Here is a 16484-nt window from a genome sequence, read left to right as displayed (position 1 = left end):
CCCAATGCTACTTTCTGAATTCCGGAAAAACCGAACTTATGCCTATCTTAAGGAAATCTTAGGCCTTTCTTGATTTAACTTCTTTTCATCCAGCACACCCATTCGGAGAATGTGATATTGCGCTTACCCTCCGCTGAAGGTGGCTATAGCGTTGATGACGGCCGGTCCCAGGATGGCGATGAACAACACAGGGAAGATGAAGAGCAGAAGAGGGAAGAGAACCATCACCGGAAGCTTCATCGCCTTCTCTTCTGCACGTTGCCGGCGCTTAACCCTCATAACCTTCGCTTGGACCCTGAGGACCCGGCTGATGGCAATGCCGTAAGTGTCCGCCTGGATCACGGCCTGTACAAAGCTTCGGAGCTCCGGAACGTTGGTTCGTTCGGCGAGGGCGAGATAGGACTCGCGGCGGCTCCTTCCGACCTGCATGTCCTGCAGCGTCCGTACCAACTCCTCGGCCAACGGCCCCCTCCCGTTTTCTCCGGCCCGGGCCATTGCTCCTTCAAAACCGAGGCCAGCTTCCACCGAAATCAGCATTTGGTCCATGGTATTTGCGAGTTCCAATTGCATGGCCTTTTGGCGCTCTTGCCCTTTGCTGTACAGCATTAGGTCCGGGATAAAGTATCCGAGTAATACGACAAATATCCCTACGAGCTTAAGGATTCCGCTTGAGCTGTTGGCACTGATGAGAAACCCGAAAAGTGCGCCGAACAATCCGAGCAGGGGTTTGGCAGCGAGGACGCGCCCCAAAGGGAGCGACGGCGGGCGGCCGGCCAGCGAGAGCAGCCGGTCCAGTTTCTGGACGTAGCCGCCGGGGGTCAAACGGTAGCCAATGAGCTCGAGTGCACTGCCACGACTTTGTGGACCAGCTTCGGCAATGGCTGCGCCTTGGGTCAAAAGATCCCGGACGGCACGTTGGGCTTTGCGGTCAACCGACAGGAATGACCAGGCGAGGTAGGCGATAGGCAGAGGAACCAGGACGAGGGAGATTAGAAGAGAGGGATTCACTCGTCACCTCAAAACTTCAAGTCGATGATCTTGCGCATCCAGAGACCGCCGATCGTCATGAGAATGACTGACAAGCCGATCATTCCCCACCCAAGCGGCTGGGTGAACATCACGTTCATGTAGCCGGGGTTGACAAGCAAGAGCATGGTGACGATGCCGAAGGGAAGCGCCATCAGGATGTATCCCGAGAACTTCCCTTCCGCGGCCAAGGATTTGATGTGTCCCTTGATCTCGCTGCGTTCGCGTATGGTCTCGTTGACTTGGTCCAGGACCTCCGCAAGGTTTCCACCCACCTCGCGGTTGATTTGGATGGCTTGCGCTATCCACACGAAGTCCTCGCTCCGCATCCGCTCCGCTGTGTCGTTCAGCGATGCCTCAAGATCGCGGCCAAGGCTTGTCTCTGTAATGATCCGGCGCATTTCCTCGGACGTCGGGCTGGCAGATTCCGTGGCGGCGGCATCGATGGCGCGGAGGATGCTGTGCCCGGCCCGCAGGCCGCCAGCCAGTAGTTGGAGCGTGTCCCCCAGCTGCTCATCGAATTTGGCGCGCCTTTTGCCGGCCAAGGAGCTCAAGATGACCCGCGCTACGAGGGGCGCCGGGAGAAAGAACAGGAAGGCCACCAACGGACCGCCGATGACCAGACCGATCAGGGCACCCACGAATGCACCGGCAATGACAAGGATGAAGAAATCCGCCTGGCTCATTCGCAGCCCGGCATTCTCCAGTTGTTCACGGTTGAAGAGCCGGACATTGCGCCTGGTCAACACCCCGTGGACTGCGTCGGCGGCAGAGCCTGCAAAACGCGTCAGCTGGGAGCCCGAACCTATGTGGTAGGGCCGGCGTCGATCGAACGGAACTTCCGGAGTTTTCGGCAGGATCACGGCCACGCCGAGGAGCAGGATGGCTGAAAACATCAGGGCCATTCCGGTCAAGAGCATCATTTTCCGCTCACGTCCTTGCTGCTGTTGCTGTTGCCAGGGGCGCGGCGAATACTCCGGGAGACACATGGATACCGAAGTCATCGAAGCGATCGATGAAGCGCGGACGGATACCCGTGGGGACCGGCCGTCCCAGGAACCTTCCGTGGGCGTCGACGCCTGCCGAGTAATCGAAAACAAAGGCGTCTTGAAGGGTGACAATGTCGCCTTCCATGCCCTGGACCTCAGTCACGTGGGTGATGCGGCGCGTTCCGTCCCGCAACCGGGAGATCTGGATGATGAGGTTCACCGCGGACGCTATTTGCTCGCGGATTGCCCGCAATGGCAGGTCCATACCGGCCATGAGCACAAGGGTTTCGAGGCGCGCCACGGCGTCGCGAGGGGAATTCGAGTGCACCGTGGAGAGGGAACCGTCGTGGCCGGTGTTCATGGCCTGCAGCATGTCGAGGGACTCTCCACCGCGGACCTCGCCGACGACGATCCTGTCCGGCCGCATACGAAGCGAGTTCCTGAGCAGTTCCCTGATGGTCACGGCACCCTTGCCCTCGGTGTTCGGTGGCCTGCTCTCAAGCCTGACCACGTGTTGCTGCTGGATCTGCAGTTCCACGGCATCTTCGATGGTGACAATCCGGTTGTCTTCCGGGATGAAAGACGAGAGGACGTTCAACAGTGTCGTCTTTCCGGTTCCGGTACCTCCGGAAACAATGATGTTCAGCTTCGCCTTGACGCACGCATTGAGCAGTTCCGCCATTTCGGGCGTGAGCGTTCCGAAATCGATCAGGTTCCTGATGGTCAACGGTATTTTGCTGAATTTTCGGATGGTCAGCGACGAACCGCCCACCGCAAGCGGAGGGATCACCGCATTGACTCGGGACCCGTCCTCAAGCCGCGCGTCAACAAGCGGGGACGACTCATCGATCCGGCGGCCCACTTTCGAAACAATGCGTTCGATGACTCTCCGGAGGTGCTCCTCTGAGCTGAATCCGGAGTCCGTGAGGGTCAGCTTTCCTTTTCGTTCGACGTAGATCTGGTCCATCCTGTTGACCATGATTTCGGTGACTTCCGGGTCGTCCAGCAAGCGTTGAAGCGGCCCATAGCCAAGGACGTCATCCGCCACGTCCGCGACCAGCCGGCTGCGCTCGTCCGCGGACAGCGGGACCTGTTCGGCGTCGATGATCCGGATGAGTTCTTCCCGGGCAGTTGACCGCAACTCGTGTTCGCTGACACCCGAGTCATTGAACCTCGCGCCCAGCCGTTCGAACAACGCGGTGGCGGCGCGCACCTTGAGGGCAGCGAAAGCGTCCACGGGTTGCTGGGCCCTGAGCTTCGGCGAGTCAGGGACGTCGGACAGCTTGACCGAAGTGTGGGGTTTCAGGGCGCCGCCGGGCTTCCCCGAGGGAAGTGGCCTGACCTGCTGCGTCGAGTCAGCGAATGTCGGTTTAGGGGTAGAGGGTGCGCTCGCGCCAAGATCCACCCCGGAGCCGGGAGACGCTTCGGTCTTGTCCTCGGCGGCATGCAGCCGTTCAGACAGCTTCATTAGACGACGACCCTTCTGTGCAGTTTTCGCTGTGCTGTGGCACGCCACGTGGGGTTGAAGCGGTCCACAAGTTGCTTGAGACCTTTGACGGCAGGGTCCTTCACTGAGTCCTGGAGCACGGGAATGCCGCGGTTGGTGGAGAACGCTACGGCCTTCGATCGGGGGATGCTCACGTCAACCGGGGCGCCGACTGTCGATTCGACGTCCTGGACCGACAGCCCCGACTTGGAATCAGCCATGTTCAGCACCACGTGGCGGGTTTCGGGAAGGAGGTTCAACCTGCGGAGGATGTCCAGCCCGGAGCGAAGGCCCCGGACGCTTGGAACGTCCATGCCGGTCACCCAGACCGCGTCCGAGCACTGCTCGAGGGCAGCGAGCCCGATTTCTGGCAGTCCAGGAGCCGTGTCGACAACCACGTACTGGAACTCATGAGCGAGCTGCTCGAGCAGCCTGCCCACTTGTTCCGGCGAGATTTCATCAGCTTCGACGGGGTCCTTCGGCGCGCACAACGCATAGATGCTCGCCGGGTGGACGGTGAGAAAGGCCTTGAGCACCAGCGAATCCTGGCTGGCCGACGGCGTGACGGCATCCGTAACGGTGTGCTCCGGGTTGAGGTAGAGCCCGGAGGCAACGTCACCGAATTGCAGGTCGAGATCCACGATCACCACGCTCATCGGCGCGATCTTGCCCAGGCCCACTGCGATGTTCGTGGCAATGGTTGTCTTGCCCACGCCACCCTTGGGCGAAAAGACGCCGATCACCAGGCCCTTCGGCGAACCCGATTGCTTTGGTTCCCCGGTGCGCTGTCGGCTGGCGAAAGACTGGCACGCGCGCTCAAGCATGACCCTTATCTGGGCCAGGTCAGCATCCGGGCTCATGATGTCGCGGATTCCCGAGCGCATGGCTTGGAGGACAAACGCGGGATCCAGTTCACTGACGAGGATCACGCTCAGTTCCGGCAACTGCACATCGAAGACCGTGGCCAGGCGAAGGGCGTCCTCCACGGGCACGTCGGGCCCGAGAATCAGCACTTCGAGTTGTTCCTGGTTGAGCGCACCGAACAGTTCTGCCGGATCGGCCGGCAAAATGCTCGTGAAGAAGGTCTGTACGCTTCCCGGCAGGCCACCTGCAACAGCTTGGCGCAACCGCTGGTCAAATTCGGTGTTGGGAGTTATGAGGACAAAACGGCTCACCTGTACACCCCGCTCTGCTGTATGACGATCGGTCCGCTGTCTTTGGCATCCAACGGCTCTTTGCTCAACCAGATCTTGGCGTACTCGGCAGCGAAGACAATCTTGGCTGCGTCCACATCACTTACCGCAACGGTGAGCAAGAGGGAACCGGTGGGAAGGCTCGTATCGCCCGGGTTGGCAGCGGCACCAGACCCGGGAGCCGGCGTCGGCTGCGCGCTTGAGGTCGCTTGGGGAGCGCGCTGCACCGCGGTCAGCAGAACTTTGGGGATAGTCAGTTGGGTGGTCCCTTTGTCCGACTTCGAGTCACTTCCGCCGCTGGATATCGAGATGAAGATGCCAACATGGTCTCCAGGGACGAGTCGTCCACCGACCACCCGCTGGGGTTCCAACTGGAACGAGACCTCCTGAAGCCCTGCGGGCACCTTGACGTCCCCGGGGGACTTGAGCGCGTCGGGGGCCACCAGTCTTTCCGACACCAGTGTCTCGCCGGGGACGAGGTCGACGGCGGCAACCTTGCCTGCTGCGTCCGCCAAGGTGTGTAGCGCCGTCTTGGGAACCGCCGATCCGGGGAGTTGCTGGGTGACCAGGGAATCCTTCATGGCATCGACTGAGGTGCCGGCCGGGATGGCCGTCTTGACCACCAACACGTCAACAGGGGCCAAGTTCTGGACTGCCCGTTGATCCGCTCCTTGCGCATAGGAAAAGACGAGAATCACCCCGACGAGTGCCAGCACTGCCGCTGCCGACCCGGCCAACAAGCGTGACTTCACTTACAACTCCTGTGCTCAAAGAACGGATGAAAACTAGGGGGTGAGACGGACAATGGTGGCCCCGTAGGCATCTACGGGCCCCAGCGAGTAGCCGTCCGCCAGCGAGACGTATTTGACGAAGCTCCCGATGATTCCGCGGCAACCTCCGGAGCAGGACACCGCTGGAGACACGTAGGGACTGATGTTATGGAAGCTGTCCGGGGGAGTGTTGTTGCCGCCGCTGAACTTCCACCCCGTCACTTTGAAAGCGGCGAAGGACACCAAATGGTAGATGGCGCCGGCTCCGACTCCTGTACCCGTTATGGCGTCGAAGACAGGGAGCAAGACGACGACATCCCGCCCGGCGTTGATGGTATCGGCCCACTTTTGGAGCGGACAGTTAGGCGGACTGTTCCCCTGGGAGCTGCCGGCTTCGCTCGTGGCGAGGTTGATCGTGGCGCCACACACCCCGGCATCCTGAGCGAGCCAGCCGAAACCCCCCGGCGCGACAGCGCCGGAAGGGCCGTAGTTGCAGCTGGGGTTGGCGCCTGAGCTGTGGTCCTGAAGAAGCTGGAGTGCTCCGCCGATGTATCCCTGCACTTGGCAGATGGAGAACGCGAGAGGGAACGCGGTCGTGCCCGCGACCGGGCTACCCCATTGAACGCTGGAGCTGGTCACAACGCTGGTGGAGTTGACGCCCAGCACACGCGCGAAGAAGAGCGAGACGGCGTTCGGCGCCCCGCCTGCTTGCTGGGCTCCGGCGGTCACGGTGACTTTCCGGTTTGTCAGGTCCAGATTGATCGACTTGATGTTGTTCAGGCCATCGTTAGCATTTTTGTTTGCGATGTCGCTGGCGATCTGGGAGGTGGTGGAGCAATTCGGATCGCTCGTATTCGCGGCGCATTTCTGGGCTACCGCGAGTGCCGCGGCGTCGGATCCGTTCTGAACTTGCGCCCGTTCCGAGTACAGCATGCCCGCATCCACGGCGAGGGCGGCAAAACCGAGCAGCACCACCAACAAGAGCGCGACGAGGACGGCAATCGCGCCGCGCTCGCCGTCGTCGTTTTTGGGGACCATCAGCCGCCGCATACCATGACTCCTACTCCTTGCATGGGGAAAGGCCCCGCGATTCCCGTGAGGGTGCTGAGGGTGTACTTGATCGTCACGGACATCTGGGCTCCGGCCGTGCAGCTGGCCGGGCTGAAGGTGAAGTTCGTGTCTGCCAGCCCTGGATTCAACGCCACCGCTGCGTTTTTTGCCGCTGTCTTCGCGGCCGTCTGGTCGTTTGAGATCGCCATGACCCGGACACCTTCGCGGGCCGCGTTCGAGAGCGACACCTGCACGTTGTAAGCCCTGCCGAATTCCATGATGCCCAGGAGCAGCATGATCAGGAGGGGCGCCAGGATGGCGAACTCGACTGCCACGGCACCGCGCTCTGAAGACCTCGGCATTGTGTTGCCCTTCCAGAGAACAGATGGTTCGGATCAAGCAGAGTGGCGGCCGCGTGAATGCCGCCGCCACTCGGTAATTGCCTTGCGTGCCGGTAGTGCCTCCCGGGCACTACCGGCGCGGCTCCTAGGAGCAGGTGGCAGCGGTGTGGACGCCACCTGTGGTGGTGCCAGCCGTGAAATGTCCGTTGCTGACGGAGCACTGGACCTGGGTGAACGTGTCGTTCAAGGTTCCGCCGAGAAGTGTGACGGCGGCGATGATGACCACAGCGATAAGGGCAACCATGATGCCGTATTCGACGGCGGTAGCACCCTTCTCGTCATGGCGGACGCGGGATGCGGACTTACGGAAAATCGAAAGCATTTAGGCTCCTGACTGAACGCAGACAAAGAAAATGGCCGGATGCGGGCTAAGTAGTGCCGCGTTGCACCTAGCTACAGGTGGCAGCGGTGTGGACGCCGCCAGTGGTGGTGCCAGCCGTGAAGTGTCCGCTGCTCACGGAGCACTGGATCTGAGTGAACGTGTCTTTCAAGGTACCGCCGAGAAGGGTGACGGCGGCGATGATGACAACAGCGATGAGGGCAACCATGATGCCGTATTCGACGGCGGTGGCGCCCTTTTCATCACGGCGGATCCGGGATGCGGCATTGGAGAAGAAAGCAAACATGTGAAACTCCTGAGCGAGTTGGGGTGGGCTGGTCCAGCACCAGCTCACAAGCAACTTAGCAACGCCCGATACCCCGTGGAGCAGTCCTTGGGACATCCTGTGTCAAGACTCGCGATCCTGCGCATTTCTTGGGTTAAACCTAGGGAAACCCGGCGATCTTGGGCATTCCCGCCGCCCCCGGCCATGGCCGGAAAACAGCGCAACCCGACTCCCGCCGTCGGGCTCTAACCGACCGGTCCGCGGTCCCTCCAGGACGCTCGCTCACATATACGTCCAAATCCCAAAACCCTCGCTCACATCAACCGAGCGCGCGTCCGCCGGAAACCCCACATACGTGAGCGAGCGTCTGTGGGGAGCACCCCCTGAGGGGCCGGAAACAGCGCAACCCGACTGCCGCCGTCGGGCCCTAACCGACCTGTCCGCGGTCCCTCCAGGACGCTCGCTCACATATACGCCCAAATCCCAAAACCCTCGCTCACATCAACCGAGCGCGCGTCCGCCGGAAACCCCACATACGTGAGCGAGCGTCGGCCGGAAACCCCACATACGTGAGCGAGCGTCCGTCGGAAACACCACATACGTGAGCGGGCGTCTGTGGGGAGCACCCCCGAGAGGCCAGAAAACAACCGCAAGCGGCCTGCCGCCGTCGGGCCCTAACCGACCTGTCCGCGGTCCCTCCAGGACGCTCGCTCACATATACGCACAAATCCCAGAACCCTCGCTCAGATCAACCGAGCGCGCGTCGGCCAAAAACCCGACATACGTGAGCGAGCGTCTGTGGGGAGCACCCCCGAGAGGCCAGAAAACAGCGCAACCCGACTCCCGCCGTCGGGCCCTAACGGACCTGTCCGCGGTCCCTCCAGGACGCTCGCTCACATATACGCCCAAATCCCAAAACCCTCGCTCACCTCAATCGAGCGAGCGTCCGCCGGAAACACCACATACGTGAGCGGGCGTCCGGGGAGGGGGCGCTCAGTTAGCCGGCCGGGTGTTCGACGGTCACGGTGCCGGCGTCGCCGTCGACGGTGATCTGTTGGCCGCTCGTGAGCCGCTGGGTCGCGACTCCGGTGCCGAGCACGGCGGGTATGCCGTACTCCCGGGCCACGATGGAGCTGTGGCTCAACGGGCCTCCGACGTCGGTGACCACGGCGGAGGCCATGGCGAACAGCGAGGTCCACGCGGGAGTGGTGATGCGCGCAACCAGGACATCCCCGGGCGCCATCTGGCCGAAATCCTGTGGCCCGGTCAGGACGCGCGCAGGAGCAGTGACCCGGCCCGCGCTGGCGCCGACCCCTTTGATGACGTCGCTCGGCTGGTCCTGGGAGCGCGCCGGCATCATTGATTCGAAGACGCCCTTCATCCAACGGGTCTCCGGCAGCAGTTGCGGGGCAGCCGCCTTGGCCTGGCCACGCCAAAGCATCTTGCGCTCCTCGACGACGTCGGCCCGGACGGGTCGGGCCGCGCCGGTAATCGCTACCGCCACCGGTGCTAGCGGCTCGGTCGTGCCCGGCGGTTGCGGCGCGGCGAGGCCGAACTCGACGGCGCTTTGCAGCTCCTGCTGCCGCAGCCAGAACACGTCGGCGGGACTGGCGATGATGCCGGAGTAGACCAGCCGTTTTCCCAGTTCGAGCAGCATCCGCCGGATCAGCGGCCAGGCCAGCCCGACGTCGGCGAGCGCGTCTTCGCGGACTGGCGCGGACTTCTGCGCCCAGCGGAGCAGGCGGATGAACGGGGCCCTCCGACTCCGCCCGAGCCGGGTCCGACCCAGCCGTGCGAGGATCCGATCGGTCTGGTCCTCTCGTCGGGCGGCCGAGAGACGCTGGCGCTCGTGCGGGTCATTTCCGTGCCCCCGCAGGTAGAACTTCACCGTATCCAGCAGCACCGAAGGATCGTCTGCCGGTACCGGGCTGAGGAAATCCAGGTTGTAGACCGCATGGCCGAAGCGATCGAGATGGGCCTGGAAACGCGGCCGCCACTGCTGCCAAAGGGCCGCGTCCATCCCGGCAGGCGGGAGCCAGTTTCTCTGCGACTCGGCCAGCGCCGCCGTCGGTTGATTGAGGATCGCCGGGGCCAGCCCCTCAACCTCCCGGGCCCATGCCGCGAGGTCGTACAACGACTTCTCCGCACGGATGGGTTCACTGTCATAGCCCAGGAGGAATGTCTCGGCTGGAGGATCTCCCGCACGCCGGATGAGTTTGTCGTAGAACGCCCGGAAGGAGATTTCGCTCGTGGCGGCGATCGGAATGACTGATTCCACGGCTGTGTAGTACACGGTTCCGGCGTCGAGCAACGTCCGGACACCCCCAAGCAGTTCCTCTCCCGAAAGCTCCCCCGCGGACTTCGCCGACCAGTCTTTGAGCACCTCCTTGTAGCGCGGATGCGAGAATTCCCGCCAACCGGTCATGCCCATGTGGGCCTTGCCGCGGGCCAGGGCGACCACAGCTCCAGGCGCCTTGCCCATCACTCGCCACAGTGCCATGGTGCGGTAGTAGTAATAGGCGTAACCGTTGATGGTGGGCAGTCCGACGTCGCCGTCCCTGACGACTTCGCTGCCCACGGCTTCGTTCATCAGGGCCTTGAGCGAGCGGGTCACCGAGCCGTCAATGAGGTCGGCGAAGAGGGGCGAGAGCGGATCCGGCAGTTGTTCCACGATGCTCGCTCGGAAATAGAGCCCCTTCGGGTAAGGCAGCGGCCAGGTGTCCGGAATGTCAGCCACGGGTTCAGGCAGTGCCGTGATGGGCCGGGATTGCAGCATGAAGAAATCACCGTCTGCCCGTGCCCATTCGATGTCCTGCGGAGTTCCGAAGTAGTCCGCAATCCGCGTTCCGTAACGCGCCAGCGCGGCGGCAGCTCCGTCGTCGAGCACGGCCCGGTTCCGAAGCGCCGCCGGGACCGGCTGCTCGGTCGTCCCTCCTTGAACCGGGACGCCCTGATCCGGGACGCCTTGGTCCGGGACGACGCCGGAGCCGCGGTCTGCCGCGTGCTCCGCGTAGACGGTCATGACCTCCTTGTCTGCTGTCCGGCGCGAGAGTACGCGGCCGGTTCCCGCTTCCACAACAAGGTCATCCGTGGTGACGGTTCCGCTGACCACGGACTCCCCCAGGCCCCACGCGGCACTGATCGCGATCTGGTCCCGCCGCCCGTTGGCCGGATTGGCGGTGAACATGACCCCGGCCGCCTCGGCCTCGACCATCCGCTGGACGACGACGGCGAGCCGGACATCGCCCGGTGCGATGCCTTCGCGGTCCCGGTAGGCCATGGCACGCGCCGTCCACAGGGAAGACCAGCAGTCAATGACGGCCGCATCCAGTGCTTCCGCGCCGCGGACGTTGAGGTAGGTTTCCTGTTGCCCGGCGAAGCTGGCCGAGGCAAGGTCCTCCGCCGTGGCGGACGAGCGCACCGCGACGGGCGCACCGGCGGACTCGCCGTCGCCGTCGCCGGGCCGGTCACCGGCGGACTCGCCCCCGTCGCGAAGGCGCTCATAAGCGGCGGCGAGCTCGTAGGCGATGGCGGCAGGCATGGTGCCGCCGGTGAAAAGGGCCCGGATTGCGGCTGAGGCGTCCTCGTAATCCTGCGGCGCAGGCTCGGACGTGAGCGCCGCCAACTCCTGGATGCGCGCCTGAATCCCATTGGCATCCACGAAGGCCCCATACGCCGCAGTGGCCAGCACGAAACCCGGAGGAACCGGCAGCCCGGCCCGAACCAGGTTCCCCAGCCCGACGCCCTTGCCGCCCGCCACGGCGACGTCGGCCGCTTGGACATCGGCGAAGTTGTAGATGTAGGTCATGACTGTCGCTCCTTATCGCGGAGACACCCTCATCGAGCCTGACTCACAACATACTGCCACGCTGCCGGGCGGGAGGCGATGGCTGCGCTGGCCGGCTTCCTACTCCGGGTCCAACTCCTACTGCGGGTCCAGGGCGCGGTTTATCGCCGCCTGGTCGCAAGCCTGGAGAACGCCGATGAACTCATCCATTGCTTCCGGCCCCTGATCTGTGTCCGCCACGCGCACAAGATGCGAGGCCAGGACTGCGACCTTGACGTTCGTCATGCTGCTGCAATTCACGAGCAGTTTGAAGGCGGCGTCGGAGTCAAGGAGCAACCGCCCCATCAGGATGCCGCGCGCCTGGTTGATGACGCCCCGCGTGGCGTTGGCGCCCGCGACGGCGTCACGCGCCGCTTGCTCGGTTTCCCGGCGCAGCGTGGACGTCAGGTCGATCACGGTTCCCTCGACCGCGACGGTCCCCGACGGACCCAGCTGCGCGTTCCCGGCCGTCAACACGCGACGGACATGTCCCTGCGCGTCAATGATCCGGTGGTAGATACAGAAGTGCCCGCCGTCGCGGAAGACTTGAGCTAGTATCTCCATAGCCCGTGGCCTGTCATCCGGGTGTTTGTGCGACATCAGCAGCTCAAGTGTGGGAACTACTTCCCCCCGCTGGTAGCCGTGGAGATTGAAGAGCCCGTCGGACCATTCCGCTTTCCCCGAGGGCGGGTCAAAGAGGAAGGTTCCGGCCAGAAAGCCGGGGGCGCCCAGTGCACTCGAGTACGTATGAGGGCTGTCCAACATGGCGCAAAGACTCACTTCCTAAGTGTGCTTACTAATTTAGCTAAGCGTACAGAATACAGCGGGCGCACGACGCTGGCGGCCCAACAAGCCCCTCTCTGCGTTCACAATAGGGGGTCAGTCCTTCACCACCACCTTGCCGGCCATTCCAAAATAATCATGCAGTGCGCAGATGTAGTCATACACCCCTGCCTTGTTGAATGTCACGGTGAATGTCACGCCCGGCGGCAAAAGGCCAGAATTGAGCTGCCCGCCCGTGTAATTCGTCGGATCGCCCAGCGGCGGGAACGGGTTGGCGGGCTCGTCGCCGAAGGTGATCGTGTGCGGCTCGCCCATGCCGTTGTTGACGAAGCTCACTTTTTCGCCAACGTGGATGACCACTTTGGGTTCGATGAACCGCATGACCATGGCGACGCCGTCGTCGGTTCCGGAAATGACCGTGTGATCGTTGGCTTGGTCGCGGGCGTCGCTCCATTGCTTGTAGCCGTCACGGATGATGGCCCGTTCAGCCCGATCTACCCGGTTGTTGTATTGCTCCTGGGTGTACGGGTAGTCCGTACCTTTGGCCCGCACATGTACGGTGCCCTTCTGGGCCGCGCCATGCACCAGGCAGTAATACGTGAAATCGCCGGCATCCGGGAACTTCAGGGTGTAGGAATCAACCTCGGCGAACCCGCTGTCCGAGACATTCGACATCACGCCGGAGTTGTAATAGGAGTGCCCGTCGTAGGACGTGCCGCCCTGCGCCGAGATATAGAGGGGGCTGAAAGGATCAAAAGGTTGCGTGGACTCGATGGTTTGCCCTGCGGCAAGGAACGTGACCGTGTGGATTTCGGCCGAGTTGGCCTCCCAGGTGACCTTGTCACCGGCATTGATGAAGATGTTATTCGGCAGGAAGGACATCCCCTGGATGGCCTGGTCCGACGATTCGGAGCCGACCTGGACAGTCCAGGTCCTTGCGGATTTGCCACTGTCCGCTGCTGCCGTGCCGCTGAGTGCCACCGGCAGGACCAAGGCAAGGAGCAAAATCATGAGCGCTCGAAGGCGCGGCAATAGAAGGGGTTTTGGATGAGTAGCCATAAGACTCATTCCTTAGGAAAATCATTGCTGACCGGCTGTTATCAGCCTGGAAATTTTGAGGCGCCGGAGACCATGGCGTCGTTTGACGGTGACTCGGATTCCTTGAACTTCCCTATGAACTTCAGCTCGCAGCTGCTGCCCCTCCCCCCGCATACGGTGCGGCGCCACGACGTTGGGGCCATGCAGGGTCCTCCTTTGCTCGGAGGGATAACGTCCGGTTCCGTGGGCAAAAGAGCCCCCCATTGCGGAACGGATAGGACACGGCAAAGCCGGCCCAGGTGAAGGCGAGAGATTTACCTCTCATCGTGCTCCTGGAATGTTATTTTGTCGAGATATAAGGACTACATTCGGGCTGTCTTTGTGCCCGAATTGAGGCTTTCCCGCAGGCGTTTTTAACCCAACTGAGTGGTATTTTCCGGACATGGACAGACGACGGCGACTGTGGCTATCGGCGGGGCTCGCAGTCCTGCTGGCGCTCGTCGTGGTCCTGGCGGCAGTCATCGCCGGCTCCGTCAGGACATCGTCCGGGCCATCGCCCTCAAGCGCCTCCGCCGGCGCCACGGCTACCCGTGCCCCGTCCCCCACTACGTCCCCCGCGCCAACCGCTGCAGCACCCGCACCGCCGATAATCCCCGAGCTGCCCGCGACACCCATGAACATCCTGGTGATTGGCAGCGACAGCCGGGCAAATGCGAGGGACCAAAACAACCAGACCGTCACAACAGGCCAGTCAGCGGACCAACGTTCGGATTGCCTGATGCTGATCCACGTTCCAGCGGACCGGCAAAAGGTCTACGGCATTTCGATCATGCGCGACAACTGGGTGAACATCCCGGGCTATGGCGCAGCCAAAATCAACGCCAGCCTGGAGGTGGGAGGCATCCCCCTGGTGGTCCGGACCGTTGAGACGCTGTTGGGCACGCACATCGACCACACCGTCATGCTGGATTTCCAGGGCTTCAAGGTCCTCACGGATGCCCTCGGCGGAATCGACGTCAATGTCACGCTGCCCTTCACCGCGAGCTTTGACACCCATCACACCTTTATTGCGGGCGTCAACCATTTGGACGGGGAAGCTGCCTTGGAGTTCGTCCGCGAGCGCTACTCGTTCGTGGACGGAGACTACCAGCGCGTCCGCAACCAGCAAACGTTCCTCCGGGCACTCCTGGGCAAGCTCAGGAGCGGAATCCAGTCTCCGGCCGCCGTCCTTGGCCTGGTCAACTTCGCCACAAACTATCTCACGGTGGACCAAGGATACGATCCGGCTTCCGTCGCGAGACTGGCCTACGCCCTCCGGACGGTGGATCCCGCCGCTTCCGTCTTCTTCACCCTGCCCACGGCAGGCACAGGTACTTCCCCGGACGGGCAGTCCATCGTGGTGCCTGACTACGCCGGGATCGGGCAAGTGGCCGGGGCACTGCGGGACGGAACCTTGCCGGAGTATGTGGCCGCACATGGTTACTGAGCTCCCGCTCAACACTCGCAAAGATCTTGATTGAATATTTAACTAATCTTGAAGGGAAGCTTGGGGAATCCTTGCGCCTTCCTAAAATTCCTGCCGGAAAGTAGAGGTCATCGGGCAGCAAAGTCCGTGAAATCCCGGTCTCAACGGGCTTCAAGAAACGGAAATCATCATGGGTCTCAACCTGAAAACCACCTCCGGTAAAGTCATTGCTTCCCTGGCCCTGGTCGGCACTGCTGCCGGCGTGGCGGGACTGGGAACCTACGGTGCCTTCACCTCCAGCACCTCGGCCAGCAACACCGTCGCCTCCGGCAGCGTGAGCATCGCCCTCGGCGCCACAGGCACCGCGAACCGGCTCAGCGTCGCCGCTTCCGGCCTGGTCCCGGGCGACACCGTCCAGCGCGTGGCCACCCTGAGCAACGCAGCCAGCAACCAGAACCTCTCCGCAATCACCCTGACCACCGCGGCCTCGCCCACCTCCTTGCTGGACACCAACACGACGATGGGCCTGCAGGTTGTTGTCGATGCCTGCTCCGTCCCCTGGACCGAAGCCGGCACCGCCCCCGCGTACACCTACACCTGCACCGGAACCACCACCAGCGTCCTCGCTTCCCGGCCCGTCATCGGCGCCAACGTTGCCTTGGCCAACCTGACCTCGGTCACCGCCGGACACGCCGACAACCTGCGCGTCACCCTGACCCTCCCCGCTACCGCGGACAACACCCTCCAGAGCCAGAGCAGCACCATCGCGTTCACCTTCACGGGCACCCAGCGCACCGCCACCGCCCAGTAACGCCGCCCCACCCCAGCCAGCCCTCCGCCGTCGAGCCCCCCTGAAAAACGACGGCGGAGGGCCTTCCACAGGAACGGAGACCCAACCATGACCGCACCACTGGTCCGCCGCCGGCGGGTCTCGACGTTTGTCCGGGCCATGGTCAACGTCATCACGACCACGGTGATGGTCGCCGCCGTCGCCGCGTTCCTGTTCCTCGCCGTCGGGCCCCGCGTCCTCGGCTACCAGACCAGCACGATGCTCACCGGCTCAATGGCTCCGCTGATCAATCCGGGAGACGTGGTTGTCACGGTTCCCGTCGCAGTCAAAGACCTGAAGGTCGGAGACATCATCACGTACCACATTCCGGTGGAGGACCAAAGGGTGGAAACCCACCGGATCATCGACCTGGCAGTGAACAGCCAAGGCACCGCCACCGTCCGCACCAAGGGCGATGCCAACAACGGCGCCGACCCCTGGACAGCGACATTGGCCGGCGGTCAGGTCGACCGCCAGGTCTTCACCGTTCCCTACCTTGGCAACGCGATCCGCACTCTTCGTGATCCCGTGGTCCTGAAGGTCCTGATGTACGGCGCTCCGGCCGCACTGGTGGTCATGGTGCTCGTCTCCATCTGGCGGAAAAAGCCCGAGGGCGACGACGCGGACGCCGGCGCTGCCCAACGCCCCCTGCCGGCCTTCGACCGACGCCCCCTCAAGCGCCTGGCCAGGGAGATGAAGAGCAAGGAGGCCGCCGAGAAGTTCGCGGCCGCCTACGCCAGGCTGTTGCCCCAGCGGGTGGACAAGATCAGCCACGCCCTGAGCAGCGGCGACAGCGACCTCGCGATGGACGCGGTGCTCAGCCTGAAAACCAGCTCCTCAATGGTCGGGGCGCTCCGGATGGAACAGCACTGCGTCCGCCTCGAACACGCCCTGGTCATGACCGACCACACCGCGGCAATCCAAGCCGGCGAACTTGTCCGCGAACACCAGCCGCAGTTGGAAAAAGCCCTGGGCGGCCACACCATGCGCCGCGTTGCATGAAAACCCCTTCAAAGAACCGAA

15 protein-coding genes are annotated in these 16484 nt (G+C 63.0%); 3 read left to right on the top strand and 12 right to left on the bottom strand.

Annotation, left to right across the window (positions count from 1 at the left end):
- Nucleotides 1-123: 123 nt before the first annotated feature.
- From KNN17_RS12295 to KNN17_RS12240, 12 genes are all read right to left on the bottom strand, one after another.
- Nucleotides 124-1008 (bottom strand): type II secretion system F family protein, encoded by an 885-nt coding sequence (locus KNN17_RS12295; protein WP_241709357.1) that lies wholly within the window; start codon nucleotides 1006-1008, stop codon nucleotides 124-126.
- Nucleotides 1009-1016: 8 nt separating this feature from the next.
- The gene (locus KNN17_RS12290) at nucleotides 1017-1949 is read right to left on the bottom strand and encodes a type II secretion system F family protein (protein ID WP_241709356.1); all 933 of its coding nucleotides are present in this window, start codon (nucleotides 1947-1949) and stop codon (nucleotides 1017-1019) included.
- Between the two features lie 7 nt (nucleotides 1950-1956).
- The gene (locus KNN17_RS12285; protein ID WP_241709355.1) at nucleotides 1957-3483 is read right to left on the bottom strand and encodes a CpaF family protein; all 1527 of its coding nucleotides are present in this window, start codon (nucleotides 3481-3483) and stop codon (nucleotides 1957-1959) included.
- Nucleotides 3483-4676: an AAA family ATPase gene (locus KNN17_RS12280; RefSeq protein WP_078107731.1), complete on the bottom strand. Its 1194-nt coding sequence runs from the start codon at nucleotides 4674-4676 to the stop codon at nucleotides 3483-3485. The genes KNN17_RS12285 and KNN17_RS12280 overlap by 1 nt, the downstream gene beginning before the upstream one ends.
- A complete protein-coding gene (gene cpaB, locus KNN17_RS12275) occupies nucleotides 4673-5446 on the bottom strand; it encodes a Flp pilus assembly protein CpaB (protein ID WP_241709354.1) in 774 nt (257 codons plus the stop codon). The genes KNN17_RS12280 and cpaB overlap by 4 nt, the downstream gene beginning before the upstream one ends.
- A 33-nt stretch (nucleotides 5447-5479) precedes the next feature.
- Nucleotides 5480-6514 carry a Tad domain-containing protein gene (locus KNN17_RS12270; RefSeq protein ID WP_241709353.1) on the bottom strand — a complete coding sequence of 345 codons (1035 nt, stop codon included), beginning with the start codon at nucleotides 6512-6514 and terminating at the stop codon, nucleotides 5480-5482.
- The gene (locus KNN17_RS12265; protein ID WP_078107728.1) at nucleotides 6502-6876 is read right to left on the bottom strand and encodes a TadE/TadG family type IV pilus assembly protein; all 375 of its coding nucleotides are present in this window, start codon (nucleotides 6874-6876) and stop codon (nucleotides 6502-6504) included. Before KNN17_RS12265 ends, KNN17_RS12270 begins: the two co-directional genes overlap by 13 nt.
- Nucleotides 6877-7000: 124 nt before the next feature.
- Nucleotides 7001-7237: a Flp family type IVb pilin gene (locus KNN17_RS12260; protein WP_241709352.1), complete on the bottom strand. Its 237-nt coding sequence runs from the start codon at nucleotides 7235-7237 to the stop codon at nucleotides 7001-7003.
- Between the two features lie 67 nt (nucleotides 7238-7304).
- Nucleotides 7305-7541: a Flp family type IVb pilin gene (locus KNN17_RS12255; RefSeq protein ID WP_241709351.1), complete on the bottom strand. Its 237-nt coding sequence runs from the start codon at nucleotides 7539-7541 to the stop codon at nucleotides 7305-7307.
- Nucleotides 7542-8517: 976 nt separating this feature from the next.
- Nucleotides 8518-11328 (bottom strand): PEP/pyruvate-binding domain-containing protein, encoded by a 2811-nt coding sequence (locus KNN17_RS12250; RefSeq protein ID WP_241709350.1) that lies wholly within the window; start codon nucleotides 11326-11328, stop codon nucleotides 8518-8520.
- A 117-nt stretch (nucleotides 11329-11445) separates the two neighbouring features.
- A complete protein-coding gene (locus KNN17_RS12245; RefSeq protein WP_241709349.1) occupies nucleotides 11446-12111 on the bottom strand; it encodes a PAS and ANTAR domain-containing protein in 666 nt (221 codons plus the stop codon).
- A 114-nt stretch (nucleotides 12112-12225) separates the two neighbouring features.
- Nucleotides 12226-13188 carry a plastocyanin/azurin family copper-binding protein gene (locus KNN17_RS12240; protein WP_241709348.1) on the bottom strand — a complete coding sequence of 321 codons (963 nt, stop codon included), beginning with the start codon at nucleotides 13186-13188 and terminating at the stop codon, nucleotides 12226-12228.
- 421 nt (nucleotides 13189-13609) lie between these two features.
- Here KNN17_RS12240 and KNN17_RS12235 point away from each other — a divergent pair, with 421 nt between their 5' ends.
- The 3 genes from KNN17_RS12235 (at nucleotide 13610) to KNN17_RS12225 (ending at nucleotide 16463) form a co-directional block, all read left to right on the top strand.
- Entirely contained in the window at nucleotides 13610-14653 is a 1044-nt protein-coding gene (locus KNN17_RS12235) for an LCP family protein (RefSeq protein ID WP_241709347.1), read from the top strand.
- A 169-nt stretch (nucleotides 14654-14822) separates the two neighbouring features.
- The gene (locus KNN17_RS12230; protein ID WP_241709346.1) at nucleotides 14823-15443 is read left to right on the top strand and encodes a TasA family protein; all 621 of its coding nucleotides are present in this window, start codon (nucleotides 14823-14825) and stop codon (nucleotides 15441-15443) included.
- Nucleotides 15444-15530: 87 nt separating this feature from the next.
- On the top strand, nucleotides 15531-16463 hold the full coding sequence (locus KNN17_RS12225) for a signal peptidase I (protein WP_241709345.1): 933 nt from the start codon (nucleotides 15531-15533) through the stop codon (nucleotides 16461-16463).
- Nucleotides 16464-16484 lie beyond the last annotated feature (21 nt).

It is taken from the genome of Arthrobacter bambusae (genome assembly GCF_022606295.1).
Lineage (GTDB): Bacteria > Actinomycetota > Actinomycetes > Actinomycetales > Micrococcaceae > Arthrobacter > Arthrobacter bambusae_A.
The sequence above is the reverse complement of the archived record's forward strand: the minus strand, read 5'-3'. Positions and strand labels throughout refer to the sequence as shown.

Excerpts from the sequence above, each read along its gene's own strand:
- KNN17_RS12290 (WP_241709356.1), bottom strand. The coding sequence starts at position 1,949 with ATGATGCTCTTGACCGGAATGGCCCTGATGTTTTCAGCCATCCTGCTC.
- KNN17_RS12285 (WP_241709355.1), bottom strand. The coding sequence starts at position 3,483 with ATGAAGCTGTCTGAACGGCTGCATGCCGCCGAGGACAAGACCGAAGCG.
- KNN17_RS12270 (WP_241709353.1), bottom strand. The coding sequence starts at position 6,514 with ATGCGGCGGCTGATGGTCCCCAAAAACGACGACGGCGAGCGCGGCGCG.
- KNN17_RS12265 (WP_078107728.1), bottom strand. The coding sequence starts at position 6,876 with ATGCCGAGGTCTTCAGAGCGCGGTGCCGTGGCAGTCGAGTTCGCCATC.
- KNN17_RS12260 (WP_241709352.1), bottom strand. The coding sequence starts at position 7,237 with ATGCTTTCGATTTTCCGTAAGTCCGCATCCCGCGTCCGCCATGACGAG.
- KNN17_RS12255 (WP_241709351.1), bottom strand. The coding sequence starts at position 7,541 with ATGTTTGCTTTCTTCTCCAATGCCGCATCCCGGATCCGCCGTGATGAA.
- KNN17_RS12250 (WP_241709350.1), bottom strand. The coding sequence starts at position 11,328 with ATGACCTACATCTACAACTTCGCCGATGTCCAAGCGGCCGACGTCGCC.
- KNN17_RS12245 (WP_241709349.1), bottom strand. The coding sequence starts at position 12,111 with ATGTTGGACAGCCCTCATACGTACTCGAGTGCACTGGGCGCCCCCGGC.
- KNN17_RS12240 (WP_241709348.1), bottom strand. The coding sequence starts at position 13,188 with ATGGCTACTCATCCAAAACCCCTTCTATTGCCGCGCCTTCGAGCGCTC.
- KNN17_RS12235 (WP_241709347.1), top strand. The coding sequence starts at position 13,610 with ATGGACAGACGACGGCGACTGTGGCTATCGGCGGGGCTCGCAGTCCTG.
- KNN17_RS12230 (WP_241709346.1), top strand. The coding sequence starts at position 14,823 with ATGGGTCTCAACCTGAAAACCACCTCCGGTAAAGTCATTGCTTCCCTG.
- KNN17_RS12225 (WP_241709345.1), top strand. The coding sequence starts at position 15,531 with ATGACCGCACCACTGGTCCGCCGCCGGCGGGTCTCGACGTTTGTCCGG.